This window comes from Terrihalobacillus insolitus (assembly GCF_028416575.1).
In the GTDB taxonomy this organism is placed as follows: Bacteria; Bacillota; Bacilli; order Bacillales; family Amphibacillaceae; genus Terrihalobacillus; species Terrihalobacillus insolitus.
The window spans coordinates 120,316-145,673 of record NZ_JAMQKB010000003.1 but is presented as its reverse complement, the minus strand read 5'-3'; the positions used below and the strand labels follow the sequence as shown (position 1 = coordinate 145,673).

Below are 25,358 nucleotides of genomic sequence, written 5' to 3'. Positions count from 1 at the left end.
AATAGTACACCACACAAAACAATCAACTTATCTCAAGTGGGTTGTTTTTGTGTGGTAAAAATCTGCACAATGTTCTACAAACCCGTTATTAATGGTATTGGCGGTAGTCGGGCTTGCCATCATATCTTCTGGTATGAGCAATGGATTGACCTATACGTTGTTGTAATACATTCGGCATTTAGGTATTATAGAGTTATATTAGCTAAATTAGCTAATATAACTAAATGTGAGGTGAAGCCGTATGATTGTCAGTTCTACAGAGGTGCAGAATAATTTTGGGAAATACTTAATGCTCGCAGCAAAAGAGGAGATCATCATTACCCGTAACGGAATCGAATTTGCACGATTGCAGTCGATGGAAGGGAAACTTGAGCCAATTTTGCAGGAAAGTATCGTGAAAGAAACCGCGGAACCGTATCATTTCAAAGGAAGAAAAGCGTCGTATGAGGAGTTTCTTGAGCTGACTCGTGATGATGAGGTGAACCGTTATGAATATATTGATGGGAAAATTTATTTATTGGCTTCGCCGACAACAAGGCATCAATATGCAGTTACAGAAATGTTGGTGAGTTTTCATCAATGGTTCAGAGGGGAAAAATGCACACCGTTTGTTGCACCTTTTGATATACATCTTAAGAGACCAAATTTTGATGACCCAAGTGTGGTTCAACCCGATTTGATGGTTATTTGTAATCTAGATAATCATCTGGACGAGAGAGATTATTACACAGGTGTACCATCGCTCGTGGCCGAAGTGTTGTCTAGAAGCACACAGAGCAACGATCTAGTTAAGAAGTTGGATCTTTATATGACTACGGGAGTCAACGAATACTGGATTGTTAACCCATTCAATAAGGCGGTCACAATTTATGGCTTTAAGAATAATGAGGTCAACAATATAAAGACATATAAACATTCGGAAACCGCGCTATCTTTTCTTTTTGAAGGACTTTCAGTGGAACTTGAACGAATTTTCAGGCCATAAAAAGCACAAGAGTTTTTCTAAGTATGTTATTCGTTGATCCTTTCAAAACAGCTTCAGCCATTACATATGTTATAATACTAGGTAAACGCTTTCAAATGATAGGAGTGTATACAATGCTCGGTAAGAAAAGAATGATTGGTAAAAAAATTGATGAACTCGAAATTGGCGAATGCTATTGGGCTGCTCATACCATAGAAGATAAGGAATTACTATTATACTTAGGTCTAACCGATGACGCCAATCCATTATACATCCAGCATGATTATGCATCACAAACACCATACAAACGACCACTCGTACCATCAGTTATGTTATTTGGTATGGTATCCACAATGGTTTCTATGCATCTACCAGGACCAGGGAGTCACATTACTAGTCATAATATGACATTCCCTAAACCTGTCTACCACTATTCAGAGGTCAAATTTAATCTTGAAGTACAATCAATTGATATGCCTAATCACCTGGTTGTACTATCTGTGACTGGATTTGACAGCAATGGTGATCAAGTTATTTGTGGAAGTTTACATGTGACCCCACCTTATAAACCGGAGTCCATGACAGCAAGCTCTTTGGATAATTTCTATTAATTCTGTTCGATAGTGGATCATTAAACTCAAAAAAAGCTTGAGTACAGAGTACGATCAAGGTGATTTTCCCGCGCGCAGGTTCTTCAAGGAGTATGTTAAGAAAAATTTACATTCACACTCCAATTTCTGTTGTATGATAATAGTAGTGCGTGTTCAAAAGTCAACAAATTAGAAGCAAGCAGGTCGAGGCGGCGCTGTTTTGAGTAACGGAGCGAAAGCTTGTTGCTTCGAAAGCATTACCTCGCACGAAGAAAAAGTGTTCTTCTTTTTCTAAGGATATGCTTTTAATACGTGAGTAACGGAAAAACAAGCCAACGAAGAGATGCGCAGCTTATCATTTGCCGACTTTTTGAACACACACTAGTAGGAAAGGCGGGGTGAATAATGAAACAAAAGGTACTAATTGTTGATGATGAAGAATCGATCGTAACTTTATTAAAATACAATATCGAACAATCAGGTTATGAAACAGATGTTGCTTACAATGGATTGGATGCTTTGCAAAAAGCAACGACACTAGAGTTCGATTTCATTATTCTTGATTTAATGCTTCCTGAATTGGATGGTACAGAGGTATGTAAGAAATTAAGACAACAGCAAATAGATACTCCAATACTCATGCTCACGGCACGAGACGATGAATTTGACAAGGTTTTAGGTTTAGAGCTTGGGGCCGATGATTATTTGACGAAACCATTTAGTCCGAAAGAAGTTGTCGCTCGGATTAAAGCGATCCTTCGCAGGTCACATCCAATAAACGGAACAAGCTATAAAAAAATAAAAATTGGAGATTTATTGATTTACCCAGAACAATATGTTGCAGAATTAAACGGAGAAGCATTGGATTTCACACGGAAAGAATTTGAATTATTACTATATCTTTCTAAAAACAAAAGCAGAGTTTTATCAAGAGACCAGCTTCTTAATTCTGTTTGGAATTATGATTTTGCAGGGGACACACGGATCGTGGATGTTCACGTCAGTCATTTAAGGGAAAAGATAGAACCCGATACGAAACGCCCAGTGTACATCAAAACGATAAGGGGACTCGGATATAAAATGGAGGATCCAACCTGATGCGTTCTACAAGTCGCCCGTTCATTACATACGGATTAATTGTCGTTTTTTTTGTCTTAGGGATAGGCATTGTACTTTCTCAAATCACAACCGATTGGGTCATTATGATAGTTGCTCTTATAAGTTTAGCCGTTTTATTTTTTGTTCTTTTGTTTCAGATATACGAAAAGTATTTTAAACCAATTCGTTCAGCTACAAACGTTGCAGAAGAACTTGCAAAAGGTAATTTTAAAGCAAGAACCTATGAAAGTAATTTTGGCGAGCCCGGAAGACTTGGGAACTCTTTAAACACACTTGCAAGAAGTCTACAGGAAGTTACGATTCAAGAGAAAATGCAAGAAAGCCAGTTAAAAACAGTTATAAGTAACATGGATAGTGGCTTAATTCTGATCGATGAAAGAGGCTATGTTCATCTCGTGAATCGAAAGTTTTTACGTATTTTTGGTGGAGAATCCAAGGATTATGTAGGATACATTTATTATGATGTTCTCTCTCAGGATCAGATCCATCATGCGATTCAGGAAGCTTTTATGTATGAGGAAAAAGTAAAAGATTCGTTTACACTACGTGTCGATATTGAAAAAAGGTTTCTTGAAATTGGAGGTGCTCCAATTTTTAATGAATCAGGCCAATTAAAAGGCGTGGTTCTCGTTTTTCATGACATTACAGAGTTAAAAATGCTAGAGCAAATGAGAAAAGACTTTGTTGCAAATGTTTCACATGAACTAAAAACCCCTATCACTTCTATTCGTGGCTTTACGGAAACATTGTTGGATGGCGCAATGGAAGATGAAGCCACTCGTAGACAATTTTTAAACATTATTTTGGATGAAAGTGAACGACTCCAATCGTTAGTGCATGATTTACTGGAACTTTCTAGGTTAGAAAAAGACGAAATGAAATTACAACTAGAATCCGTCCAAATAAAAGAACTTTTACAAGATGTATTGCCAGTTATAGAACATCAAGCGCAAAAGAAAAATATCCAACTTTTCTTAGACGTAATGGAAAATGTAACAATACAAGTAGATGTCAATCGTTTAAAACAGGTTTTCATTAATTTATTAAACAATGCGATTAGTTACACATCGAATAATGGAGAAGTTAAGTTAAAGGTTCAGGAATCAGATGAAATGGTGCATATCAAAGTGTCAGATACGGGAATTGGTATTCCAGATGATGCTAAAACAAGGATTTTTGAACGCTTCTATCGAGTGGATAAGGCGAGAAGCAGAAACACAGGTGGCACTGGATTAGGGCTTGCCATTGTAAAACATATTGTGGAAGCACATGGTGGGACAATCCGAGTAGAGAGTGAATTAAATAAAGGTGCAATATTTATTGTTGAATTACCGAAAGTTAGCTAACAAAGGATTCTGTCCTTTGCTTTTTAGTCTCAACTGTAGTAAAGTTGAACGATTTCCCTTTAAACATGGTATAATAAACAAAAGAATATCCTTTAAATGTTTTAAAAGAATCATCATCATAACCAGTTTGTGACAGCGTCAGTGAGTTTCACAAATGCACTTGGTGAGATTTTCTTTCTAGCCTCTGAGAATCCCTTTTGGTAACCCTGATATCAGGTTGATTCATGAGGTCAAAAAAGTCATCTAATTCGATTTGAATACTCTTTTTTACAAAGTTGAAGCTAAATAGGGTGATGCTTTTAAACGTCAATTTATTCGTTCCTTGACGCGTAAAATAAGTTGGTTTCAATCGGGATTCACACATGAAAACAAAATCGTTTAATAGATTTTCAGTAACCCGAATGGCACCTAAAAATATCTTCTTCATTACAATCCCCACAATCGATTTTATTTACCAAAAAATGGTATTAAAATCGATTGTGGGGGAGAAGTTCAAATGTCAAGGGGAATTTTGCTTGTTTTTTTGATTTATTTTATTGTCGATTTTTTTTATAAAAGTATGAGTGATTTATTTATTACAATTTTTGGAAACTTGGGTTGATGGCATTGCGGGCTAGCCCGAGGAATGTCTGAGCTCCCCACAAAGCCATTCTGTGGTAATCTATTAACTTACACAATCTTCTTGACAGTACCAGCGAAAACCTAACTAATAACGAACAAGAACACTATTTATTAAGATTAGCTAATAAAGACAATGAATTAAATGGTGTACACGATTTGAACCGTATAAGGGAATCTCTAAAAATGTGGCAGGAAAATTACAATGCTCTTTGGGAATGGGGAAAATCTATAGATATTATAGAAACCCCTATTACCCTAATACAAGGGAAGGAAGATTCGGATAGTTCATTAAGTGAGTGGAATAAGTTAACCTTAGGGGAAACAAGAGCTTTAAAAACATTAGGGAATCATTATACAATGATGAATACTTCCAATATAAAATTTTTAGGTGAACTTGTTCAATCACTAATTGATCAAAAAATATGAACTAATGTTTAGATGAATAGAATAAGAGTATATATATTTAGTGATTTTTTATTAAGGGACGATTGGATGTACATCCCCAAGAAGCTATTTCAGATTAACATTTTCTTTTGTTAGTTCGCCAACCTGACGGTGACTGGCTTTACCAGTATCTATACCAACAAACTGGCCGTCTTGATATTGCTTGGGTCAGCGGCCTTATTGCCAACTTCCTGGGTTTCTTTCACAACCTGTACTTTAAATTAATTAGAATAATGTTGGCGTTTCATTGGAATTTCCCTTTTCGAATTTATTGTATGATATCATTCTTTTAGATGTCCAAGGTCAAATAGGGGCTTGTAAGATTACTCCTTTCTGGTCCATATTTTGTTTTATACTTTTTAACTATAGAGGAAAATATTCAAGAAAGGGTTTTTAGGTTATGTACAAACCAACCTCATCAAAATGGTTTGGTAATTATAAAAACCAGTATCATGGAAAGTTAAAATTATTTTGTTTTCCGTATGCTGGGGCAGGGGCGTCAATTTTTAGGAACTGGCCAAATCAATTGTCCGATGTAGATGTTATCCCAATCCAATTGCCAGGACGGGAAAATCGTTATAATGAACCACCTGAACTTGATATGCATAATTTAGCAAAAAAAATAGGCATTTGTATAAAACCTTACTTAGAAGAGCCATTTGTTTTTTTTGGTCATAGTATGGGTGCTTTAATAAGTTTTGAGTTAACCCGATTTATAAGGCGCGAATTCAATATTCTACCCAGACTTCTAATAATATCTGCATGTCGAGCTCCCCAATGTAAAAAATCGGAACCATTAAGTTGTTTACCGACGAAGGATTTTTTAAAAAAAGTTGAGGACCTTAATGGGACTTCGAATCAGATATTAAATAATCCTGATTTAATTCAATTGATAGAACCAATACTGCGTAAAGACTTTTATTTATGTGAGACATACAAATATCAGAAAGAAAGTCCCTTAGAATGTCCAATCACTGTTTATGGTGGTGCACATGATAGCGTTTCAAGCGAAGAAGAACTTTCGTTATGGTCAAAGCATACATCAAACACTTTTGAAAAAAAAATATTTCCTGGTGGGCATTTTTATTTTTTAGATAACATATGTTTCATGAAAATTTTAAACGAAAGATTAGACGGATTAGTCAAATTGTAAATAATTATAGCATTGGTATATTGATAGTTCGACAATATTTTTGTTATTTGGGTTTTATCCGGAGTGGTAGGCATGAAAGCGTAGGCATAGAAATTAATATTGTTTACGTCAGGTGTTGGGATTTTTCGTAATCATACCTACAGTCTCCTTATCAAGTTTGACAATGAATTGATTTCATATGATTAAAGAGGTATAACAAATTAAGTTAAAAAAAATCTTAAAGGCGGTGAAGATGATGGTTACGATATATGCAGTAAATAGTAAACACAAACTTTCCTATACCTTTTATCGAAAAGCCATAAAAAAAATTCCAGGATCAGAAATCAGTCGGCTTCAAAAATATCATCATCCTCAAGATAGAAATAATTCACTGTTAGGATTGTTATTATCACAAAAATTGAATGAGGATTATTTAAAACAGCCTGTTGAAATTTCCAGAGACGATAAGAATAGACCCTACATAAGCAATCCTTATCAATTTGGTGGAGATTTTAATATTTCACACTCTAATTTTTGGGTTATTTGCTCGATAACAAAGGATGGGAAGGTGGGAGTGGACATAGAAAAAAGGCTACGTACTGATTTATCAATTAGTAAGGAATTTATGTCGAATGAGGAATTAAAACAATTTAACAAACTAGTGCCCAAAGATCAACAGGACATTTTCTACAAATTGTGGACCTTAAAGGAATCCTTTGTTAAGGCGACTGGTGAGGGGATTAAATACCCTATGAAAAATATTACCTTTGATATACCTTTGCTTTTGAAAAACAAAATTTGTGTAAAGAGCAATTATAGACAATTCCTTGACTGGGGGTTTGAAAATTATTACCTAGGTAGTGATTATCAAGTTTCTTTGTGCTCAAATAATCGCTTTTTTCCAAGCCGAATCAAAATAGTTTTACAACAGTCACTTATTGACTAATAAACTTTATTTTTTTAAGAGGTTCAGTCGGTGTTCTCAATATATCCATGTATTATATTGATAGAGGACACTCACAAGCCCTTATTTGACTTTGGACATCTAATTTTTTGCTCAAAGTGCTTTAAAATGCTAAAAAAGGTTAAGGAAAATAGAAAGTACATACTTTATCAAAGGTGCATATTATTTGTTGAATTTTGATCAAAATACTAAAGGTTAGAAGAGGCCATCGAAGGGGAATAGAAACATTTTATAAGTGATCAACTTAAAAATATATTTGCAATGATTGGAGTGAATATGTTGCAACAAATCGAGGAAAATAAAAAAACAGTATTTTTTAAAAGTCTAGTATCGCCCATAGTGCAATCAAGAAACTTTACTTTTTTATGGATTGGGCAAATCCTCTCCCTCCTAGGGAGATCCATTACAATGGTGATTCTCCCAGTAGTGGTTTATTCGCTTACTGGATCAACGGTAGTTATGGGGCTCGTAATGACACTTTATACGCTTCCCAATGTCCTCGTACTCCCGTTTTCTGGATTAATTGTGGATCGTTTCAATCGTGTTAAATTAATGATGGTAACAGACATTGTTCGATTTTTTTTAATGTTGATAATTATGGGGTTTATGTTTACAGATAAACTAACAGTTCAAATTGTATATGGATTTGTTGCAATATACGGGCTTATGGATGGTTTGTTTCAACCCGCCTATTCAGCTTTAAGGGCAAAAATTTTCGTTCCAGCAATCAGAAATGCCGCAAACTCCTTGACACAAATAAGTAATCAGGGAATACGTTTGATCGGACCAGCACTTGGCGGCGTAATTGTTTCAGCCGTGTCAGCAGGTGTTGCGTTCGGACTTGATGCGTTCACCTATTTAGTTTCTTTTATATCACTTCTATTTTTAAAGAATGTAGGGTCAAGGACCGTGCCAATTTCTAAAAATCAAGCACCTAATTTCAAAAAGGATTTTATGGAAGGAATAACGGTGCTAAAGCGTCACCGATGGCTATGGGTAACGATTCTGGCTTTTTCCTTTATCAACCTTTGTTATGGCGGAGTAGTAGCTGTTTTGGTTCCATGGTTACTTAATGTTAATTTTCATTTTGATCCTTTTGTTTATGGATTCGCCATGGCATTTTCAGGAGGAGGGGCGATCATAGGCGCTTTGATTTTTAGTTCGAGGCAACAATGGCGTCATCGTGGATTGATTGCTTATGGAGGAGTCCTGTTAAGTGGAATTACCCTTCTAGTGATCCCTTTTCTTTCGTGGGCCCCAGGAATAGTCCTTTTGATGTTTTTTGATGGGTTCGGAATTATGGTCTTTGGTTTAATATGGGAAACGACTTTGCAGGAACTTGTTCCTGAAGAGGCATTTGGCAGAGTAGCTAGTTTGGATATGTTGGGTTCATTTGGATTATTGCCCATTGGTTATTTAGTAACTGGGTGGTTGGCTGAAGTCGTTGGGGGTGTCTTAACTATGATGATGTTGGCTGGTGCAATAGTTCTGACAGTGGTGGTTGTCCTTTCAGTTCGGGATATTCGCCATTTTGATTGAGATAATCCTTTTCGGTCTCTGTACCCCGAAAATTAAAAATAGTAATTCTCCCTTGAGCATAGTATAAACCTAATTACTACCCAAGTTTAGTTGCAAATATTTACAACGGCGGCATAACGGGGTTTTTAAAGGCCAAAAATCCTTTTCTATACTACAGCGCTGAATGCTTAAGGATTTTCTTTAGAAAATCATTGTTGATAACATGCTTGCAATTCAGGGCTTTGAGCGCTTGATGCTGTTTTTTTTCCACCTTCTTCAACAACTTATGATTTCAATCTACTAGTTGGCATCTAAGTTGTGCGAAATGTTCCTAGCTTAAATGGAGGATGGTTACATTTCTCTAGTAAAGGCTAGGCAATTCCTTGTAGAATTGAAGGATTATATCGAAGAATCAAATGAAGAGGTAACACTCGGAAGAGTTCTCTCTTAGTCGATTAGCACTGGATTCAGTAAGGATGATAGTGTTAAGAGCTCGGTGAAAAGGCGTAAAAATTTACCGTAACAGTGAAGTTTAGCTGACGAAAGCCTACCCGAGGGGGTGTTTTGGTTTAGCATCTCCTCATGCAACCCACATTACGATTTTTTCAATTCAGGATTTTTTTACCTGCTCTTCACGTCTTGTGATGTCCAAAGCCTCATTCATCCACTTCATTACATGAAACTTATCAAAGGTAATGGATGCTTTGGGGAAAGACTCTTCAATCCCTTTAATAAACGCTGGGGACATGTCAATGCTCATTTCATTAATGTTATCTGTATGGCCGCCGTGCTCTAGTAAATCTGTTTAAAGTCATCTAAAACCTCATGATCTTTTCCTTCTGCTACAGAAATGACTTTACGCTTATCCATGTCCATAAAAATGGAGACATACTCGTGCCCTCTTCGGCGTAATGTTTCAACACAGCCCACCTTATCAACATCAGAATAGTCTTCGCGGCTTCGTGCTTCATCCACATAATGATGCAATACAGGCCATAGACGTGTATCATGTTCTCCAACAAGTAGAGTCTTTTTCCCTCTTTTCATGAAACATGATAAAATAGAAGAAATAGAATGTTTTAAGGAGTGCCAGAAATGACAAACAAGTTGATTTTAATTGATGGAAATAGCATTGCTTATCGGGCGTTTTTTGCCTTACCCCTATTAAATAACGATAAGGGTGTTTATACAAATGCAATCTACGGATTTACTACTATGCTACTTAGAATTTTAGAAGAGGACAATCCGACACATGTATTAGTCGCGTTTGATGCGGGAAAAACTACTTTTCGCCATAAAACGTATGTGGAGTATAAAGGTGGTCGGCAAAAAACACCGCCAGAACTGTCCGAGCAATTCCCTTTATTAAAAGAAGTCTTAGATGCTTTTCAAATTCCACATTATCAGCTTGATCAATATGAGGCAGATGACATTATTGGAACATTAGCTAAGCAAGGGGAAAAGGAAGAATGGGACGTGAACGTCATTTCTGGCGACAAGGATTTGCTTCAACTCGTATCAAATAAAGTAAATGTTCGCTTGACCCGAAAAGGCATAAGCGAGGTTGATCACTATACTCCTAATTTTATGAAAGAAAAATTGGAGTTACGTCCAGATCAAATTATTGATATGAAAGCGTTAATGGGAGACAGTTCGGACAATGTTCCTGGCGTACCTGGCGTCGGTCAAAAAACGGCGGTTAAGCTGTTGAAAGAATATGAAACACTTGAGAATTTATATCAAAACTTAGATGGTGTCAGTGGGAAGAAATTAAAAGAAAAACTAGAGACCCATCAGATGGATGCACGTATGAGTAAAGAATTAGTAACCATTGATTGTCATTCCCCTATATCTATTGGGCTTGAAGATCTTGCATATAGCGGCTACCAATCTTCAAAGGTGCGTGCTATTTTTCAAGAACTCGGTTTTCAGTCCTTGCTTGACCGTATAGTTGGCGAAGAAGGGGAAAAGGTGGGCAAATCTGCGGAGAAATTGCCTGACATAGAAGTTACGGTTGTCGATGAAATCACCGACGATTTATTTACTGGTGAGGAGGCAATAATCGTTGAAATGCTCCACGAAAATTATCATCAAGCACCAATTGAAGGCATTGGCATTGTAAATGAACAAAGGAAAATGTTTATCCCAACAGATGTTGCGATTCAATCGGATGTATTCAAAAATTGGGCTGAAGATAAAACAAAGAAAAAGTGGGTGTTTGATGCCAAAAAAACACTTGTGGCCCTGTTAAATCAACATATACATGTGCAAGGAATCGATTTTGATCTGTTTCTAGCATCCTACTTGATTAACCCTTCCGAAAATCATCATGATATTCCAGCAATTGGTTATCGTATGGGTGAACAAGGATTATTATATGATGAAGAGGTGTATGGAAAAGGTGCAAAATTAAAGCTTCCGGAACAAGACATTCTTGCTGAACATGTTGTGCGAAAAACCAACATGCTTTTCCATGTAAAACAAAAAGTTGAAAAACTACTCGAACAAAATGATCAACACGAACTATACTTGGATTTAGAAATGCCGCTTGCGCTTATTCTTGGTGAGATGGAACATACTGGTGTATCCGTTGATATAGAACGCCTGCGACAGATGGGTGAAGAGCTTCAAAAACGTTTAAAAGAGATAGAGTATCAGGTGTACGAACTAGCTGGAGTGACATTTAATATAAATTCTCCTAAGCAGTTAGGGCCGATCCTATTCGAAAATCTGGGTTTACCTGTCATCAAAAAAACAAAGACAGGCTATTCGACCTCTGCAGAAGTATTAGAGGAATTGAAAGAGAGCCATGAAATAATTCCTAAGCTGTTATTGTATCGACAGCTTGGTAAATTACAGTCCACATACATCGAAGGTCTGTTAAAGGTTGTGTATAAAGATACTGGTAAAATCCACACACGTTTTAACCAAGCGTTAACACAAACTGGGAGATTGAGTTCAACGGAGCCGAACCTTCAAAATATCCCGATTCGACTAGAAGAGGGAAAGAAAATTAGACAGGCATTTGTACCATCTAAAGAAGGCTGGTATATGTTTGCTGCTGACTATTCTCAAATTGAACTAAGAGTGTTGGCCCATATTGCAAAAGACGAAAAACTAATAGAGGCTTTTAACAATAATATGGATATTCATACGCGTACAGCAATGGATGTTTTTCATGTTGAAGCAGAAGAGATTACTTCCAATATGAGACGACAAGCTAAGGCAGTCAATTTTGGAATTGTATACGGTATTAGTGATTACGGCCTTTCCCAAAGTCTTGGAATCACAAGAAAAGAAGCGAAAAAATTCATTGATCAATATTTGGAAAGCTTCCCTGGTGTTCAGGCTTATATGGAAGAAGTTGTTTATAAGGCAAAACAAACCGGATATGTGACAACATTAATGAATCGAAGAAGATATTTACCAGATATAACGAGTCGTAATTTCAATAAGCGCAGCTTTGCTGAGCGAACGGCGATGAACACGCCAATACAAGGTACTGCAGCAGATATCATTAAAAAAGCAATGATTGATTTGCGTCAAAAGCTAAAAGAGGAAAGACTAGAAGCAACTTTACTTTTACAAGTGCATGACGAGTTGATTATAGAAGCACCAGAAGCAGAACTAGAAAAATTAAAACAATTAGTTCCTGCAGTGATGGAACAAACTGTAAAACTTGACGTTCCGTTAAAAGTTGAGTATGCCTACGGAAAAACTTGGTACGATGCAAAGTAAAGAGAAAGAGGTAAAAGGATATGCCAGAACTTCCAGAGGTAGAAACAATCAGGAATACATTAAAGCAACTCGTACTAAATAAGACGATTGATCAGGTAGAGGTGCATTGGGGGAAAATAATAAAGAGGCCTGATGATGTGTCATTGTTTAAGGAAGAACTTATCGGGGAAACCATTCATGATATTGAAAGAAAGGGGAAATTTTTACTATTTGTCCTTGATCGATTTGTTCTCATATCCCATCTCAGGATGGAAGGAAAATACCGTGTTTTTCCAGATGATACGCCACTTCCAAAGCATACTCATGTTATCTTTCATTTCACGGATGGGATGGAGCTAAGATATAACGATGTTCGTAAATTTGGAACGATGCATCTTATGGAAAAAGGGAAGGAGTTAACAGACAAGCCACTTAACCAGATCGGACCAGATCCTTTTGATCCAGCATTTAGTCTCTCTTATTTTTATGAAAAAGTCCACCGCAGTGAACGAAAGATAAAAAATATTTTATTAGATCAGTCTGTTGTAGCAGGATTAGGAAATATCTACGTGGACGAAACATTGTTCCAAGCAAGGATTAACCCTGAACGTAAAGGAAATGGATTGACTCATAAAGAAGTGAATGAGATAAGGACTCAAGCTATTGCAACGATTCAAGAGGCTGTCAGGCAGGGTGGTACAACGATTCGCTCATATGTGAATAGTCAAGGTGACATGGGAATGTTTCAGCAGCAATTATTTGTGTACGGTCAAGAAGATAAGCCATGTAAAGCATGTGGTAAGCCCATTACAAAAATAAAACTTGGAGGAAGAGGGACACACATTTGTCTGTCCTGTCAAAAATAGATGAAGGTTTGATACACGGTCGAATAGCTCCTGCCATATACTATCCAAGAAAAATAAAGAAAAGGAGCTAATCAAATGGCCGAAATCTCCACCTTTATTTTGCTAGCGTTTGCGGTTAGTTTGGATAGTTTTGTGGTAGGTTTTACTTATGGGTTAAGACAAATGTACCTTCCGATTCGTTCGATTGTAATCATTGCGACAATTTCTTCTATTGTGTTTTTTCTATCCATGTTTGTAGGAGATTTTATTGCCTCCTTCCTATCTCCTAAGGTTGCAGAGGACATTGGCGGATGGGTACTCATCCTTATTGGGATTTGGGTAATTATTCAATTTTTTAAAACAGACAATACACAAAATGATAGTGACCCGATTTTGGTGAACTTTGAAATTAAGTCACTTGGCATCGTAATTCGGATTTTAAAAAAGCCAATGGTTGCTGACATGGATAAATCAGGTGCAGTTACAGGAGTGGAAGCCTTTTTGTTAGGTATTGCGTTATCGATGGATTCTTTTGGAGCTGGAATAGGTGCTGCATTACTTGGATTTGTTCCACTACTTGGAGCGGTTACAATTGGAATTACGACAGCTTTGTCTCTTACAATAGGACTAAAAAGCGGAAAAATTTTTTCTTACTGGGATTGGTTACATCGCCTAACGTTTATTCCAGGGATTATTTTAATTGCGATCGGAGTACTAAAAATGACTTAAAGATGACTTAAAGATGACTTAAAGATGACTTAAAGATATTGTAAAGGATGATGTAATTGACAGTAGTAATTGGGTTAACTGGTGGTATAGCTAGTGGTAAAAGCACCATTGCAAATATGTTTAAAGAAAAACAAATTCCCGTTATTGATGCAGATGTTTTGTCTAGAGAAGTGGTGGAGCCAGGACAGAAAGCGTATCAAAAAATTGTAAAAGCATTTGGTGATGACATTCTGTATCAGGACAGAACGATCGATCGAAAAAAACTAGGAAACGTCATTTTCTCTAATGAAGAGGCGCGTGAGAAGCTGAATAGCATCGTCCATCCTGCTGTAAGGGAACGGATGCTTGAAAAGAAAAATGCATTTGTTAAAATGGGTGAAAAAGTTATCGTTCTAGATATTCCACTTTTATTTGAAAGCAATTTGCCACATTATGTAGATAAAACATTAGTTGTGTCAGTAGATGAGGAGGTTCAGTTGACTCGCCTAATGGAAAGAAATCAGTTATCAAAACAAGAAGCACTACAACGAATACATGCACAATTACCTTTGAAAGAAAAAGCGAAGAGAGCAGATGCTGTTATTCATAACAATGGAACAATCATCCAATCTCAAGCACAATTAAATGACATTCTATCTAAATGGAAGATCCTCTAAGTCTGACTATGTGTCAGGCTTTTTATTTTTTTGGAAATGATGCATGAAAATCGCACACAATATGTTTTAATGTGATATACTATATATAAATTAAATCGTAATAAGTATATCATATTGGAGGTTTTGTTCATGCCATCTCGTGTTGCCATTAATGGATTTGGTCGAATTGGTCGATTGGTGTTTAGAAAAGCGATAAAGGATGATCAATTAGACGTTATCGCAATAAATGCGAGTTATCCACCTGAAACGCTTGTTCATTTAGTGAAATATGATAGTGTCCATGGACGTTTTAATGGAGAAGTAAGAGCACTTCCGAACGCAATTGAAGTGGACGGAAAAATAGTGCAGATCGTATCATCCCGTAATCCAAGCGAACTACCGTGGAAAGAAATGGAGATCGACATTGTTATCGAAGCAACAGGCAAATTTAAAACCAGAGATCGTGCTGGCTTACACCTTCAAGCTGGAGCAAAAAAAGTGATCATTACTGCACCAGGCAAGGAAGTTGACACAACAATTGTAATGGGTGTTAATGAAAAGTTATATGATTCTGATCATCACCATATTATTTCTAATGCTTCCTGTACGACTAACTGCCTTGCTCCAGTAGTGAAAGTGTTAGAACGCGAATTTGGAATTAATAATGGTCTAATGACAACGGTTCATGCCTTTACAAATGACCAACAAAACATTGATAATCCACATAAAGATTTGCGGCGTGCTAGGGGTTGTACCCAATCCATCATTCCGACTACAACGGGTGCGGCAAAGGCGATCGGAGAGGTATTGCCACAGCTGCAAGGAAAACTCCATGGTGTAGCCTTACGCGTGCCAACTCCTGATGTATCACTTGTTGATCTTGTTGTTGATGTCAAACAAAAGGACGTAACGAAACAGGAAGTAAACGATGCATTTAAAAATGCTATGAAAACCGATCTTAAGGGCTTGCTACATTATTCAGAAGAGCCGCTTGTCTCCATTGATTATACAACATCCGAGTACTCAGCAATAATTGATGGTTTATCTACGATGGTGATCGATGGTAACAAAGTTAAAATTTTAGCATGGTATGATAATGAATGGGGCTATTCCTGTAGAGTCGTCGATTTAGCAAAATACGTAGGATCAGAATCAAAGGTTTTTGCATAAAAGTGCGTGTTCAAAAAGTGCGTGTTCATAATGGATAGGATAACCCATTGTATCCAATACTATATCATGTAATGCTCCACCTTTTAGCATGTTTGGTCTTAGCTGAATTAGGGGAAACAGACTTGTACAAGGTTGATTTTTAACCAAATGTTTTCTTGAATAAAAAAATCTGGCTTGCCAAAATAGGGTAAAGCGTATATACTTTTTTTGAACTTCAGAATATATGCGCTTTAGAAACTGCTTAAAGGGTTAGGATCTCACTGGACTAACTTTCCCCCGTGGTAGTTTTGCATCATGGGAAGTAAATTAGTAAAGGGGGAGTAATACAATGGATACAATGGGAAGACACGTTATTGCTGAATTATGGGATTGTAATATAGATACACTGAACGACATGAGTTTAATTGAACAAATTTTTGTTGATGCTGCTTTAAAAGCAGGTGCTGAAATAAGAGAAGTAGCTTTTCACAAATTTGCTCCTCATGGTGTAAGTGGTGTAGTGATCATTTCCGAATCACATTTAACCATTCACAGTTTTCCTGAACACGGCTATGCAAGTATTGATGTGTATACATGTGGCGATATTATTGATCCAAACGTTGCCGCATCGTACATTGCAGAAGCATTGGAAGCACAAACATGCGAAAAAATTGAATTACCTCGTGGCATGGGTTCTGTAAAGGTTGAACAATTTAAAGCATTGTAACAGATAAAATCCTCATACTGTTTCTGACAGTTGGGGATTTTTAATTGCTGTGTAAAAATAAATTCATAATAAATTAAATATACATGAACGTTTCATTAAAAACATGTTAAAATAGAAATTGTAGACACGCACTTGTAGTAAATGTACTGTGAAGAGGTGTAGTGATGACTGTTAGACAAGTATTGTCAAAATATTTTAGCAACCATTCGGAAACGAGTGAGCAACACTGGGATCCATTACTTCAAACGCATTATTTCAAAACGACAAAAGATAAAGGTCTTCAAGTAGTCAAGGATTACCTTTCGAGATCCCAATCCTTTAAAATTAAGGCTGAATCGAAAGAACACGGAGAAATCAGTTTTATATATAAAGGAAGTAAGAAGGCCTTCGTTGTCGCTACTATTGTTATGGTCAAGCCGTATCGAACTGCTATTGATTTTTCAATCACAACTGAATCGTCTCTTCCATTTGATTTCGGTTTCAGCCACAATCTAGCGAAGAAATTGTATACACAGTTAAAAAAAGAATTGCAGTTTATTGAAAATTAAAGTCAGCAAGATCGGTTTTACACGAATTATGGAAAACAATTTTCTGGGGATGATCAAACATGCGATGTCCAAATTGTCATTTTAAAAGTACCAAGGTTTTGGATTCAAGACCAATTGAAGAAGGTCGTTCCATTCGAAGACGAAGGGAATGTGAAAATTGCTCTTTTCGTTTTACTACTTTTGAAAGAATTGAAGAGGTTCCATTAATCGTAGTGAAAAAAGAGGGCACTCGTGAAGAGTATAGCCGTGAAAAGCTAATGCGCGGTCTTATTAAGGCATGTGAAAAAAGACCTGTAGCTCTGGAACAAATTGAAGCGATTGCTATTGAAGTAGAAAAAGAATTGCGAAACAGGGGTACTTCTGAAGTTCAAAGTAAGGAGATCGGTGAGATGATCATGGACCAATTATCATCTGTTGATGAGGTTGCCTATGTTCGGTTTGCATCTGTTTACAGACAGTTTAAGGATATTAGTGTATTTCTTGATGAGTTGAAGGATTTAATTCGGTCAGATAAAGATAAAAAGTAGACTTTGACTTTTATGTTTCACGTTTTTGAAATATTTTCAAGGTCTCTCTCATTTTGTTCTCTAGTAAGTTATATGAATTATTGTGGTTTAGAAAGGGTAAGTAATATGACACAACATATCGGAAAACTCCTTCCAATAGAAGGATACCAAGTCACCATTCGTGGGAATATAGCCACATCCTATCCCCAATCCTTAACCCATTTGTATCAACCGCTAATAGGTGTTCAAGCCATTTCATTATTTCAAACGTTGTTAAATGAATATTATATTAAAAAAGGATCATTACAAACGCACCATACACTTATGACGTATTTATCCTTACCATTGGATCAAATTTACGAAGCGCGATTACGGTTAGAAGCTATTGGTTTGCTTCGTTCATATGCCTCTGAAAATGAGGAGGAAAAAACGTACCTTTACGAGTTGCATGCACCATTTTCCGCCAATGAATTTTTTGAGGATGGAATGCTTTCCCAATTATTACTTCATCATATAGGTGAAACAAAATATGATGAACTTCAAGAGCTATTTGGTGTAATGGAATCCAAATACATTAGTGGGCAGGATGTGACGGTTACCTTTACCGATATTTTTGATACATACAGCCCCACTGAAACAGATTTGAGCAAAAAAGATAAACAAATCAAGCCTGATAATCGTGACGATCAACATGGTCCACCACTTCCGAATAATATCGTTGATTTTAATTGGTTAGAAAAGATGCTCAAACAAAGGATGCTACCTTCAAATAAAGTATTAACACCAAAAAACAAGAAATTAATGGTACAATTGGTTGTTTTATACGACCTTACAGAACAGGAATTAGAGAGTGCAGTAATGTGGGCATTAAACGAAGATAATAAGCTTGATTCAAAGGAATTTAAGTCTGCATGCCACGATCTGTTTTCGTCCAAAAAACAATCTGGTGCAAAAGGAATGGACTTCCGTACAAAAGTACCTTCCAATAATAATGAAACAATCGATAAAAAATCAGGAACGAAAGAAGATCAATTTATTCAAATGCTTGAACAAATTTCACCAAAACAATTGTTAGAGGACTTATCAGGCGGAAATGAAGCATCAGCACAGGACTTAAAGGTTATTCGAGATGTGATGACACAGCAGGGAATTACCCCAGAAGTAATGAATGTATTAGTTCATTACGTTTTACTGAAAACAGACATGAAACTTTCCAAGGCATACCTTGAAAAGATTGCAAGTCACTGGGCAAGAAAAAATGTGACGACTGTCAGACAAGCAATGATCATGGCAAAGTCAGAAAATCAAAAGTATCAGCAATGGAGTAGTAGTAACCGACAATATTATAAGAAATCAACTGGAAAGAAAGATATTGTACCAGACTGGTTTAAAGAACGTCAGGATGCTTCCAAAGCAAAAACAAGTGAAAATAATCAAAATGGAAGTAATTTAGAGGAAAAAGAGGATATTGCTAACTTAATAGAGAAGTATTCTAAAAACAAACAATCTAAACAGTAATGGGGTTGAGTTATATGGAGCCTATTCAAGCATCATTGAAAAAGTGGATGAGAGAAAATAAGAATTTTAAACAGCAATATGTCCAAATGAGGGAAAGCGTGCTAAGTGATCCGGCAGTAAAGCAATTGTTATTCGATCACCCTGAACTTACAACGGAACAGTTGGATAAACACTTAGTGAAGTTATATGAATTCACAAGCCAATCTAAGAACTGTGACGCTTGCCAATCTTTGAATGAATGTGACAATATTTTAAAAGGCTATACCCCCCATCTATATGTCGAAAATGGTGATATTCGTATCGCTTATGACAAGTGTTTTAAGAAAATAAAAAATGATGAAAAAAGAAAGAAGGAATCATTAGTGGAAAGTTTGTATATGCCTAAGGATATTTTGAATGCTTCGATTGCGGACATAGACCATAGGGACAAGGAACGTTCTGAGGCTGTTCGTAAGGTAATTGGTTACTTGGAGATGATTGGAACTGAATATGCAGAAAAAGGAATCTATTTTCATGGGCCTTTTGGAGTAGGAAAAACGTATTTTCTTGGGGCGTTAGCTAATGAATTGGCAGAAAAAAATATTTCATCGATGCTCATCTATATGCCTGAATTTGTCCGTGCAATAAAGGCGTCATTAAAAGATGATTCTATCAACCAAAAAATAGAACACTTTAAAAAAACACCTGTACTCATGCTTGATGATATCGGAGCAGAATCTCAATCCGCCTGGTTTAGAGATGAAATTTTGGGCTCCATTTTGCAATATCGAATGATGGAACGTCTGCCTGTCTTTTTCACTTCCAACTACAGCTTGAAGCAGCTTGAACAGCACCTAGCAACGACGAATCGAGGAGATACTGAAACAGTTAAAGCAGGAAGGATTATCGAACGGATCAAGCAAGTAAGTAGGGAAGTACCACTATATGGTAAAAACCGAAGAATGTAATCATTAAATGGTTTTAGTGTTTCGGCCCATACTGCTTAAGTGTGGGCTTTTTGTGTTAAAAAGAATCGGGTAAAGAAGAAACGATAAAAGTGTGTGTTCTAAAAGCTCTATTAGAAGGACAAAGCACAAGCTAGGAATGGTATTTTTAAATGAAATACTCATTATTTGCACAAATCACCCATATAATGTATCAGTTTGATCGTGATGAGGGTGATATGGATTGCTTGAAGTTTATTTTGAGTCAAAGGAAGAGACAGTAACATTTTGTGATCGATTATTTACATACGATAACAAGCTAAATATTGTTTGGAAAACAGATGTGTCGATTGGTAATCAAGTAAAAATAATGGAGGACAAGTCGAAAATAGGATTGCCTGTCGCCCATGCGTTGTCGGATGTATTCATACAGCATAGAGAAATTCATTGGATTATCGACATTATTAAGACGTGTTACTATTACAAGCACAAAGAAGAAATCAACCGAATTGCATCTCTGGCACAAGCGATTATTGCTGGAGAAGATGCAGACTTAGCGGATATAGTGAAAGACAACAGACCAAGGGATATGCTACTAACTTTGTTTTGGGTCAATCGTGAAGAATCACCGATCTACTTTGATTCGATCATGAAGTTTCGCTTTAAAAACTTTCGTGAAGAATTGATCGAAGTCGTTGGTCTTGCTATTGATGAATTTAAAAGAGAAGAGGATTATCAATCATTTGTGCAATCATTAAGGGAGTATGTGGCAAAGAAAAAGTCGAAATACAAAGCGATTCACGTTTTACAAGGTACGAACTTTTCTTTTTACAATGAAAATGGGAAACTACTATCACACATGGAGTTAAAAGCATTAATGCAACATGAACCTCTATACATCGTTGGATTGGATTCAAATGAGATGAATATTACACCATTGCTAGCAATGGCACCGAAAGAAATTAACATTTATGGAGACGATCCCTCCGAGCCAAAAACGACAACGATCATGAATATATTCCAAGAGAAAGTAAAACGAAAACATTCTCATCAATTTCCGTTTTAAGAGGTTGTTCAAAAAGTCACCAAATGATAAGCTGCGCATCTCTTCGTTGGCTTGTTTTTCCGTTACTCACGTATTAAAAGCATACGTTCCGTTACTCAAAACTACGCCGCCTCGACCTGCTTGCTTCTAATTTGCCGACTTTTTGAACACACACTTTAAGTAATTTAAAAAATAAATAAAGAGCACTTGATTTTTTTAATTTTAAAGGCTATAATACGTTCATATTAAAAATAATAGTTTGATCCGTTTTGATGAGGACAAGGTCATTTGTGGGAAATACGCGAGAGAGGGAAGCCATTGGCTGGAAGCTTCCTGTATGGAAACAGTTGACTACCACCTCTAAACTTTGCTTCTGAACCGATTAGTAGGCAGCAACGTCTAAATCAGCGTTAATGATGTAAGAAGCCGTAGAAATACGGGAATTAGGGTGGAACCACGAGACCAACGCTCGTCCCTTTGCAGTTATGCAGAGGGATGGGCGTTTTTTTAGTTGTAGAAAAAGGAGGAAAACAAATGGAAAATTCAATGATCATTACATTTCCAGACGGAGCTAAGAAGGAATTCCCGCAAGGAACGACAGGAGAAGATATAGCAGCTTCCATTTCTCCTGGACTAAAAAAACAGGCGTTGGCAGTGAAGCTTGATGGTAAAGCGTACGATTTACGTGCGAAGCTTCCGTCAGACGGGAAAATAGAAATTATTACGTCTAAAAATGAAGAAGGCATTGATATTCTTCGGCACTCAACAGCGCATTTAATGGCACAGGCGATTAAACGACTATATGGTAATGTGAACTTGGGAGTTGGACCAACAATCGAAAATGGATTTTATTACGATATCGACATGGAGGAGTCAATTACTCCAGAGGATTTGCCGCACATTGAAAAGGAAATGCAGAGGATTGTAGATGAAAATTTAGAAATTGTTCGTAAAGAAATAGCAAGAGAAGAAGCTATCTCACGTTTTAAGGAAATTGGTGATGAGCTTAAATTAGAGCTAATTGAAGCAATTCCTGAAGGGGAAACCGTTTCTATTTATGAGCAAGGCGAATTTTTTGATCTTTGTCGGGGGATCCATGTTCCAGCAACAAGTAAAATAAAAGTGTTTAAGCTTCTAAGTATTTCGGGCGCTTACTGGCGTGGGGACAGTAACAATAAAATGCTGCAACGTATTTATGGAACAGCATTTGAGAAAAAAGGACAGCTTGCCGAATATTTACGTCTTCGTGAAGAAGCGAAGGAACGTGATCACCGTAAACTTGGGAAGGAACTCGAATTGTTTACCGTTTCCCAACAGGTAGGGCAAGGTTTACCACTTTGGCTTCCGAAAGGGGCAACCATTCGCCGTACAATTGAGCGATACATTGTGGATATAGAAGAACGTCTAGGCTACAATCACGTATACACTCCTGTATTGGGCAGCGTTGAATTGTATAAAACAAGCGGTCACTGGGATCATTATAAGGATGACATGTTTCCAACACTTGAAATGGATAATGAGGATCTGGTTTTAAGACCAATGAACTGTCCCCATCATATGATGGTATACAAAAACCAGCTCCATAGCTATCGGAATTTGCCAGTTCGAATCGCTGAACTTGGAACAATGCACAGGCACGAAATGTCAGGTGCACTTGCAGGATTACAGCGCGTTCGGGCGATGACATTAAATGATGCACATATTTTTGCTAGACCAGACCAACTTAAAGATGAATTCATCCGTGTCGTGAAGCTCGTTCAAGCTGTCTATAAGGATTTTGGGATTGACAATTATTATTTCCGCCTTTCTTACCGTGACCCGGAAGACACCGAAAAGTATGTGGATAACGATGAAATGTGGGAAAAGGCACAAGCAATGCTGAAAGAAACAATGGAAGATATGGAGCTTGATTATGTTGAGGCTGAAGGCGAAGCTGCCTTCTATGGTCCCAAACTAGATGTCCAAGTAAAAACGGCTTTAGGAAAAGACGAAACACTTTCTACTGTCCAGCTAGACTTCCATTTACCAGATCGATTTGATCTTACGTACATTGGTGAAGATGGAAAAGAGCATCGTCCGGTCGTGATCCACCGTGGAGTAGTATCGACTATGGAACGCTTTGTTGCCTTCTTGATTGAAGAGTATAAAGGAGCTTTCCCAACCTGGCTAGCACCGATTCAAGTAAAGGTTATTCCAGTATCAGCTGATGTCCACTTAGATTATGCAAGAAAAGTGGAAGAGGATCTACGTTATAATGGAATACGTGTGGAAGTAGACGAAAGAGATGAAAAGATTGGCTATAAAATACGCGAAGCTCAGATGCAAAAGATTCCATTTGCGCTCGTAGTCGGGGATAAGGAGATCGAAGAGAAAGCAGTAAATGTACGCCGTTACGGGGAGAAAAATTCTGAAACAAAACCTTTAGAGAACTTCGTTACTGCAATCAAGCAGGAAATTGACGATAAGTCTTTACGTAAAAAATAAGCCATTAAAATGAGATTTTCACCCAAAGGAATGAAAATCTCATTTTTTACTTTAAATAAGTGTTCAAAAAGTCGGCAAATTAGAAGCAAGCAGGTCGAGGCGGCGTAGTTTTGAGTAGCGTAGCGTATGCTTTTAATACGTGAGCAAAAGGAATGCTTCCCCGAATAAACTTCGCACGCAGGAAAAGCGGATTTCTTTTCCAAGGAACGGAAAAACAAGCCATTTAAGGAATACAGGCTAAGACCGCCACGTCCTGTGGCAACGCCTGCATGACCCACATCGTGTGGGCCTGAGATGCGCCGCTTATCATTTGGTGCCTTTTTGAACATCCTTTTTAAATAAGTGTTAATTTGGATTAAAATATAACTAAACGTGTTTTTCTAAACGCGTCAAATGATCAACAGACTGGTTGACAGTTAAATAAAATCATGGTAATATATTAAAAGTAAAAATTAAATGAGCGATCTGAGACAAGTAGAAGCACCCGCTTCTCACCTGATTGACGCCAATGGCAGTTGACAGGTAATTATTCTGATATACAGAAGACGTGTGGGTGTAGTATGTGCCGACACTTTTTTTATGTGATCATTTACTTGTCGAGGGAATGCATGGAGTATTTGCTAAAAAAACATGGAGGTGGCTGATTATTAGCAAGGATATGAACGTCAATGAGAAAATACGCGCACGCGAGGTTCGTCTCATTGATTCAAATGGAGATCAGCTTGGTGTGAAATCACGCCAAGACGCATTAGAAATTGCACAAACAAGGAACTTAGACCTTGTCTTAGTTGCTCCTAATGCAAAACCACCGGTATGCCGGATCATGGATTACGGAAAATACCGTTTTGAACAACAAAAGAAAGATAAAGAAGCACGCAAAAAGCAAAAGGTTATTAACGTAAAAGAAGTCCGCCTAAGTCCTGGCATTGAGGAACATGACTTTAATACGAAGTTACGTAATGCAAGAAAATTCCTCGAAAAAGGAGATAAAGTAAAGGCTTCAATTCGTTTTCGTGGGCGTGCCATAACGCATAAAGAAATTGGTCAAGAAGTGCTAGAGCGTATGGCAGATGCGTGTAAAGACATTTCCACTGTTGAGCAAAAAGCAAAAATGGAAGGTCGAAGCATGTTTATCATGCTAGCCCCAATTAATGAGAAATAAATAGAGTTGTGAGATAAGCATTCAAGGAGGAACTACACATGCCAAAAATGAAAACCCATAAAGGTTCTCAAAAGCGTTTTAGAAGAACTGGTTCAGGGAAGCTTAAGCGATCCCATGCATATACAAGTCACTTATTCGCTAACAAATCTCAAAAACAAAAACGTAAGCTTCGTAAAGCAACGGTCGTTTCTTCAGGAGACTACAAGCGTATTAAAACAATGCTACCAAATAAATAAAACAATTTGACTAACCAGACTGGTTCATATATAGGAGGGAACAACTATGCCACGTGTTAAAGGTGGAACAGTTACACGCAGACGTCGTAAACGTGTGCTTAAATTAGCTAAAGGTTATTACGGTTCAAAACATGCTTTATTTAAAACAGCAAAACAACAGGTAATGAAATCAGGTCAGTATGCTTATCGTGACCGCAGACAGAAAAAACGCGAATTCCGCAAACTATGGATCGCTCGTATAAATGCAGCAGCACGTAATAACGATCTTTCATATAGCCGCTTAATGTACGGTTTAAAACAAGCTGGTATTGAAGTGAATCGTAAAATGCTTTCTGATCTTGCGATTAATGATGAAAAGGCATTTAGCCAACTTGCTGAAAAGGCAAAAACAGCACTAAAATAAGAAACAAAAAGACCATTTCCTTAAGGAAATGGT

26 protein-coding genes and 2 other annotated features are annotated in these 25,358 nt (G+C 37.1%); of the genes, 23 read left to right on the top strand and 3 right to left on the bottom strand.

The annotated features are described in order from the left end of the window. Window positions 1-241 precede the first annotated feature (241 nt). From NC797_RS05575 to pnpS, 4 genes are all read left to right on the top strand, one after another. Complete coding sequence (locus NC797_RS05575) at window positions 242-985, top strand: type II toxin-antitoxin system Phd/YefM family antitoxin (protein ID WP_272435764.1); 744 nt, start codon at window positions 242-244, stop codon at window positions 983-985. A 113-nt stretch (window positions 986-1,098) separates the two neighbouring features. Continuing rightward, on the top strand, window positions 1,099-1,575 hold the full coding sequence (locus NC797_RS05570) for a MaoC family dehydratase (protein ID WP_272435763.1): 477 nt from the start codon (window positions 1,099-1,101) through the stop codon (window positions 1,573-1,575). A 384-nt stretch (window positions 1,576-1,959) separates the two neighbouring features. Continuing rightward, entirely contained in the window at window positions 1,960-2,652 is a 693-nt protein-coding gene (locus NC797_RS05565; protein WP_272435762.1) for a response regulator transcription factor, read from the top strand. Next, a complete protein-coding gene (pnpS, locus tag NC797_RS05560; RefSeq protein ID WP_272435760.1) occupies window positions 2,652-4,019 on the top strand; it encodes a two-component system histidine kinase PnpS in 1,368 nt (455 codons plus the stop codon). The genes NC797_RS05565 and pnpS overlap by 1 nt, the downstream gene beginning before the upstream one ends. 148 nt (window positions 4,020-4,167) lie before the next feature. Here pnpS and NC797_RS05555 read toward each other — a convergent pair whose 3' ends face one another. Continuing rightward, complete coding sequence (locus NC797_RS05555; protein WP_272435758.1) at window positions 4,168-4,446, bottom strand: hypothetical protein; 279 nt, start codon at window positions 4,444-4,446, stop codon at window positions 4,168-4,170. Between the two features lie 377 nt (window positions 4,447-4,823). Between NC797_RS05555 and NC797_RS05550 the strand changes: the two genes are divergently transcribed. The 4 genes from NC797_RS05550 to NC797_RS05535 all read left to right on the top strand — a co-directional run bounded on the left by NC797_RS05550 (window position 4,824) and on the right by NC797_RS05535 (window position 8,719). Further along, the gene (locus tag NC797_RS05550; protein ID WP_272435757.1) at window positions 4,824-5,066 is read left to right on the top strand and encodes a hypothetical protein; all 243 of its coding nucleotides are present in this window, start codon (window positions 4,824-4,826) and stop codon (window positions 5,064-5,066) included. A 418-nt stretch (window positions 5,067-5,484) separates the two neighbouring features. Further along, window positions 5,485-6,237, top strand: a complete 753-nt coding sequence (locus NC797_RS05545; protein ID WP_272435756.1) for a thioesterase II family protein — start codon at window positions 5,485-5,487, stop codon at window positions 6,235-6,237. A 235-nt stretch (window positions 6,238-6,472) separates the two neighbouring features. Further along, entirely contained in the window at window positions 6,473-7,162 is a 690-nt protein-coding gene (locus NC797_RS05540) for a 4'-phosphopantetheinyl transferase family protein (protein WP_272435755.1), read from the top strand. A gap of 294 nt (window positions 7,163-7,456) precedes the next feature. After that, the gene (locus NC797_RS05535; RefSeq protein ID WP_272435754.1) at window positions 7,457-8,719 is read left to right on the top strand and encodes an MFS transporter; all 1,263 of its coding nucleotides are present in this window, start codon (window positions 7,457-7,459) and stop codon (window positions 8,717-8,719) included. 589 nt (window positions 8,720-9,308) lie between these two features. Here NC797_RS05535 and NC797_RS18410 read toward each other — a convergent pair. Together NC797_RS18410 and NC797_RS05530 are read right to left on the bottom strand one after the other, a co-directional pair. Beyond that, the gene (locus tag NC797_RS18410; protein WP_417168686.1) at window positions 9,309-9,467 is read right to left on the bottom strand and encodes a transposase; all 159 of its coding nucleotides are present in this window, start codon (window positions 9,465-9,467) and stop codon (window positions 9,309-9,311) included. 23 nt (window positions 9,468-9,490) lie between these two features. Continuing rightward, window positions 9,491-9,745, bottom strand: a complete 255-nt coding sequence (locus NC797_RS05530; RefSeq protein WP_272435753.1) for a hypothetical protein — start codon at window positions 9,743-9,745, stop codon at window positions 9,491-9,493. A 48-nt stretch (window positions 9,746-9,793) separates the two neighbouring features. On the opposite strand from NC797_RS05530, the gene polA reads away from it, so the two are divergent. From polA to rplT, 15 genes are all read left to right on the top strand, one after another. Beyond that, window positions 9,794-12,436, top strand: coding sequence for a DNA polymerase I (gene polA, locus NC797_RS05525; RefSeq protein ID WP_272435751.1), 2,643 nt, complete (start codon window positions 9,794-9,796; stop codon window positions 12,434-12,436). Window positions 12,437-12,456: 20 nt separating this feature from the next. Beyond that, the gene (gene mutM, locus NC797_RS05520) at window positions 12,457-13,281 is read left to right on the top strand and encodes a DNA-formamidopyrimidine glycosylase (RefSeq protein ID WP_272435750.1); all 825 of its coding nucleotides are present in this window, start codon (window positions 12,457-12,459) and stop codon (window positions 13,279-13,281) included. Between the two features lie 75 nt (window positions 13,282-13,356). Then, a complete protein-coding gene (gene ytaF, locus NC797_RS05515) occupies window positions 13,357-13,989 on the top strand; it encodes a sporulation membrane protein YtaF (RefSeq protein WP_272435749.1) in 633 nt (210 codons plus the stop codon). A gap of 56 nt (window positions 13,990-14,045) precedes the next feature. Next, on the top strand, window positions 14,046-14,645 hold the full coding sequence (gene coaE, locus NC797_RS05510; RefSeq protein WP_272435747.1) for a dephospho-CoA kinase: 600 nt from the start codon (window positions 14,046-14,048) through the stop codon (window positions 14,643-14,645). A 129-nt stretch (window positions 14,646-14,774) separates the two neighbouring features. Next, a complete protein-coding gene (locus tag NC797_RS05505) occupies window positions 14,775-15,794 on the top strand; it encodes a glyceraldehyde-3-phosphate dehydrogenase (protein WP_272435746.1) in 1,020 nt (339 codons plus the stop codon). Between the two features lie 328 nt (window positions 15,795-16,122). Beyond that, window positions 16,123-16,500 (top strand): adenosylmethionine decarboxylase, encoded by a 378-nt coding sequence (speD, locus tag NC797_RS05500; protein ID WP_272435744.1) that lies wholly within the window; start codon window positions 16,123-16,125, stop codon window positions 16,498-16,500. Window positions 16,501-16,664: 164 nt separating this feature from the next. After that, window positions 16,665-17,048 carry a cytosolic protein gene (locus NC797_RS05495; RefSeq protein ID WP_272435743.1) on the top strand — a complete coding sequence of 128 codons (384 nt, stop codon included), beginning with the start codon at window positions 16,665-16,667 and terminating at the stop codon, window positions 17,046-17,048. A gap of 59 nt (window positions 17,049-17,107) precedes the next feature. Beyond that, the gene (nrdR, locus tag NC797_RS05490; protein WP_272435742.1) at window positions 17,108-17,575 is read left to right on the top strand and encodes a transcriptional regulator NrdR; all 468 of its coding nucleotides are present in this window, start codon (window positions 17,108-17,110) and stop codon (window positions 17,573-17,575) included. Window positions 17,576-17,680: 105 nt separating this feature from the next. After that, window positions 17,681-19,072 carry a replication initiation and membrane attachment family protein gene (locus NC797_RS05485; RefSeq protein WP_272435741.1) on the top strand — a complete coding sequence of 464 codons (1,392 nt, stop codon included), beginning with the start codon at window positions 17,681-17,683 and terminating at the stop codon, window positions 19,070-19,072. Between the two features lie 14 nt (window positions 19,073-19,086). Continuing rightward, window positions 19,087-20,019 (top strand): primosomal protein DnaI, encoded by a 933-nt coding sequence (dnaI, locus tag NC797_RS05480; RefSeq protein ID WP_272435740.1) that lies wholly within the window; start codon window positions 19,087-19,089, stop codon window positions 20,017-20,019. A gap of 220 nt (window positions 20,020-20,239) precedes the next feature. Beyond that, window positions 20,240-21,061 carry a sporulation protein YtxC gene (gene ytxC / locus NC797_RS05475; protein ID WP_272435739.1) on the top strand — a complete coding sequence of 274 codons (822 nt, stop codon included), beginning with the start codon at window positions 20,240-20,242 and terminating at the stop codon, window positions 21,059-21,061. A gap of 239 nt (window positions 21,062-21,300) precedes the next feature. Further along, window positions 21,301-21,520, top strand: a binding site (T-box leader). A gap of 54 nt (window positions 21,521-21,574) precedes the next feature. Further along, window positions 21,575-23,524 (top strand): threonine--tRNA ligase, encoded by a 1,950-nt coding sequence (gene thrS / locus NC797_RS05470; protein WP_272435738.1) that lies wholly within the window; start codon window positions 21,575-21,577, stop codon window positions 23,522-23,524. Window positions 23,525-23,990: 466 nt separating this feature from the next. Beyond that, window positions 23,991-24,108, top strand: a sequence feature (ribosomal protein L20 leader region). Window positions 24,109-24,182: 74 nt separating this feature from the next. After that, window positions 24,183-24,686, top strand: a complete 504-nt coding sequence (gene infC, locus NC797_RS05465) for a translation initiation factor IF-3 (protein WP_272435835.1) — start codon at window positions 24,183-24,185, stop codon at window positions 24,684-24,686. Window positions 24,687-24,724: 38 nt separating this feature from the next. Continuing rightward, window positions 24,725-24,922, top strand: a complete 198-nt coding sequence (gene rpmI / locus NC797_RS05460) for a 50S ribosomal protein L35 (RefSeq protein WP_272435737.1) — start codon at window positions 24,725-24,727, stop codon at window positions 24,920-24,922. A 46-nt stretch (window positions 24,923-24,968) separates the two neighbouring features. Next, window positions 24,969-25,325: a 50S ribosomal protein L20 gene (gene rplT, locus NC797_RS05455; RefSeq protein WP_272435736.1), complete on the top strand. Its 357-nt coding sequence runs from the start codon at window positions 24,969-24,971 to the stop codon at window positions 25,323-25,325. Window positions 25,326-25,358: the final 33 nt, after the last annotated feature.

What these genes read in the sequence shown, in the direction of transcription:
- NC797_RS05570 (WP_272435763.1), top strand. Translation starts at nt 1,099, where the DNA reads ATGCTCGGTAAGAAAAGAATGATTGGTAAAAAAATTGATGAACTCGAA.
- NC797_RS05575 (WP_272435764.1), top strand. Translation starts at nt 242, where the DNA reads ATGATTGTCAGTTCTACAGAGGTGCAGAATAATTTTGGGAAATACTTA.
- NC797_RS05555 (WP_272435758.1), bottom strand. Translation starts at nt 4,446, where the DNA reads ATGAAGAAGATATTTTTAGGTGCCATTCGGGTTACTGAAAATCTATTA.
- thrS (WP_272435738.1), top strand. Translation starts at nt 21,575, where the DNA reads ATGGAAAATTCAATGATCATTACATTTCCAGACGGAGCTAAGAAGGAA.
- NC797_RS05485 (WP_272435741.1), top strand. Translation starts at nt 17,681, where the DNA reads ATGACACAACATATCGGAAAACTCCTTCCAATAGAAGGATACCAAGTC.
- NC797_RS05540 (WP_272435755.1), top strand. Translation starts at nt 6,473, where the DNA reads ATGGTTACGATATATGCAGTAAATAGTAAACACAAACTTTCCTATACC.
- speD (WP_272435744.1), top strand. Translation starts at nt 16,123, where the DNA reads ATGGATACAATGGGAAGACACGTTATTGCTGAATTATGGGATTGTAAT.
- polA (WP_272435751.1), top strand. Translation starts at nt 9,794, where the DNA reads ATGACAAACAAGTTGATTTTAATTGATGGAAATAGCATTGCTTATCGG.
- mutM (WP_272435750.1), top strand. Translation starts at nt 12,457, where the DNA reads ATGCCAGAACTTCCAGAGGTAGAAACAATCAGGAATACATTAAAGCAA.
- NC797_RS05530 (WP_272435753.1), bottom strand. Translation starts at nt 9,745, where the DNA reads ATGAAAAGAGGGAAAAAGACTCTACTTGTTGGAGAACATGATACACGT.
- NC797_RS05545 (WP_272435756.1), top strand. Translation starts at nt 5,485, where the DNA reads ATGTACAAACCAACCTCATCAAAATGGTTTGGTAATTATAAAAACCAG.
- dnaI (WP_272435740.1), top strand. Translation starts at nt 19,087, where the DNA reads ATGGAGCCTATTCAAGCATCATTGAAAAAGTGGATGAGAGAAAATAAG.
- NC797_RS05495 (WP_272435743.1), top strand. Translation starts at nt 16,665, where the DNA reads ATGACTGTTAGACAAGTATTGTCAAAATATTTTAGCAACCATTCGGAA.
- infC (WP_272435835.1), top strand. Translation starts at nt 24,183, where the DNA reads ATGAACGTCAATGAGAAAATACGCGCACGCGAGGTTCGTCTCATTGAT.
- NC797_RS05565 (WP_272435762.1), top strand. Translation starts at nt 1,960, where the DNA reads ATGAAACAAAAGGTACTAATTGTTGATGATGAAGAATCGATCGTAACT.
- pnpS (WP_272435760.1), top strand. Translation starts at nt 2,652, where the DNA reads ATGCGTTCTACAAGTCGCCCGTTCATTACATACGGATTAATTGTCGTT.
- NC797_RS05550 (WP_272435757.1), top strand. Translation starts at nt 4,824, where the DNA reads ATGTGGCAGGAAAATTACAATGCTCTTTGGGAATGGGGAAAATCTATA.
- NC797_RS05505 (WP_272435746.1), top strand. Translation starts at nt 14,775, where the DNA reads ATGCCATCTCGTGTTGCCATTAATGGATTTGGTCGAATTGGTCGATTG.
- rpmI (WP_272435737.1), top strand. Translation starts at nt 24,725, where the DNA reads ATGCCAAAAATGAAAACCCATAAAGGTTCTCAAAAGCGTTTTAGAAGA.
- ytaF (WP_272435749.1), top strand. Translation starts at nt 13,357, where the DNA reads ATGGCCGAAATCTCCACCTTTATTTTGCTAGCGTTTGCGGTTAGTTTG.
- nrdR (WP_272435742.1), top strand. Translation starts at nt 17,108, where the DNA reads ATGCGATGTCCAAATTGTCATTTTAAAAGTACCAAGGTTTTGGATTCA.
- rplT (WP_272435736.1), top strand. Translation starts at nt 24,969, where the DNA reads ATGCCACGTGTTAAAGGTGGAACAGTTACACGCAGACGTCGTAAACGT.
- NC797_RS05535 (WP_272435754.1), top strand. Translation starts at nt 7,457, where the DNA reads ATGTTGCAACAAATCGAGGAAAATAAAAAAACAGTATTTTTTAAAAGT.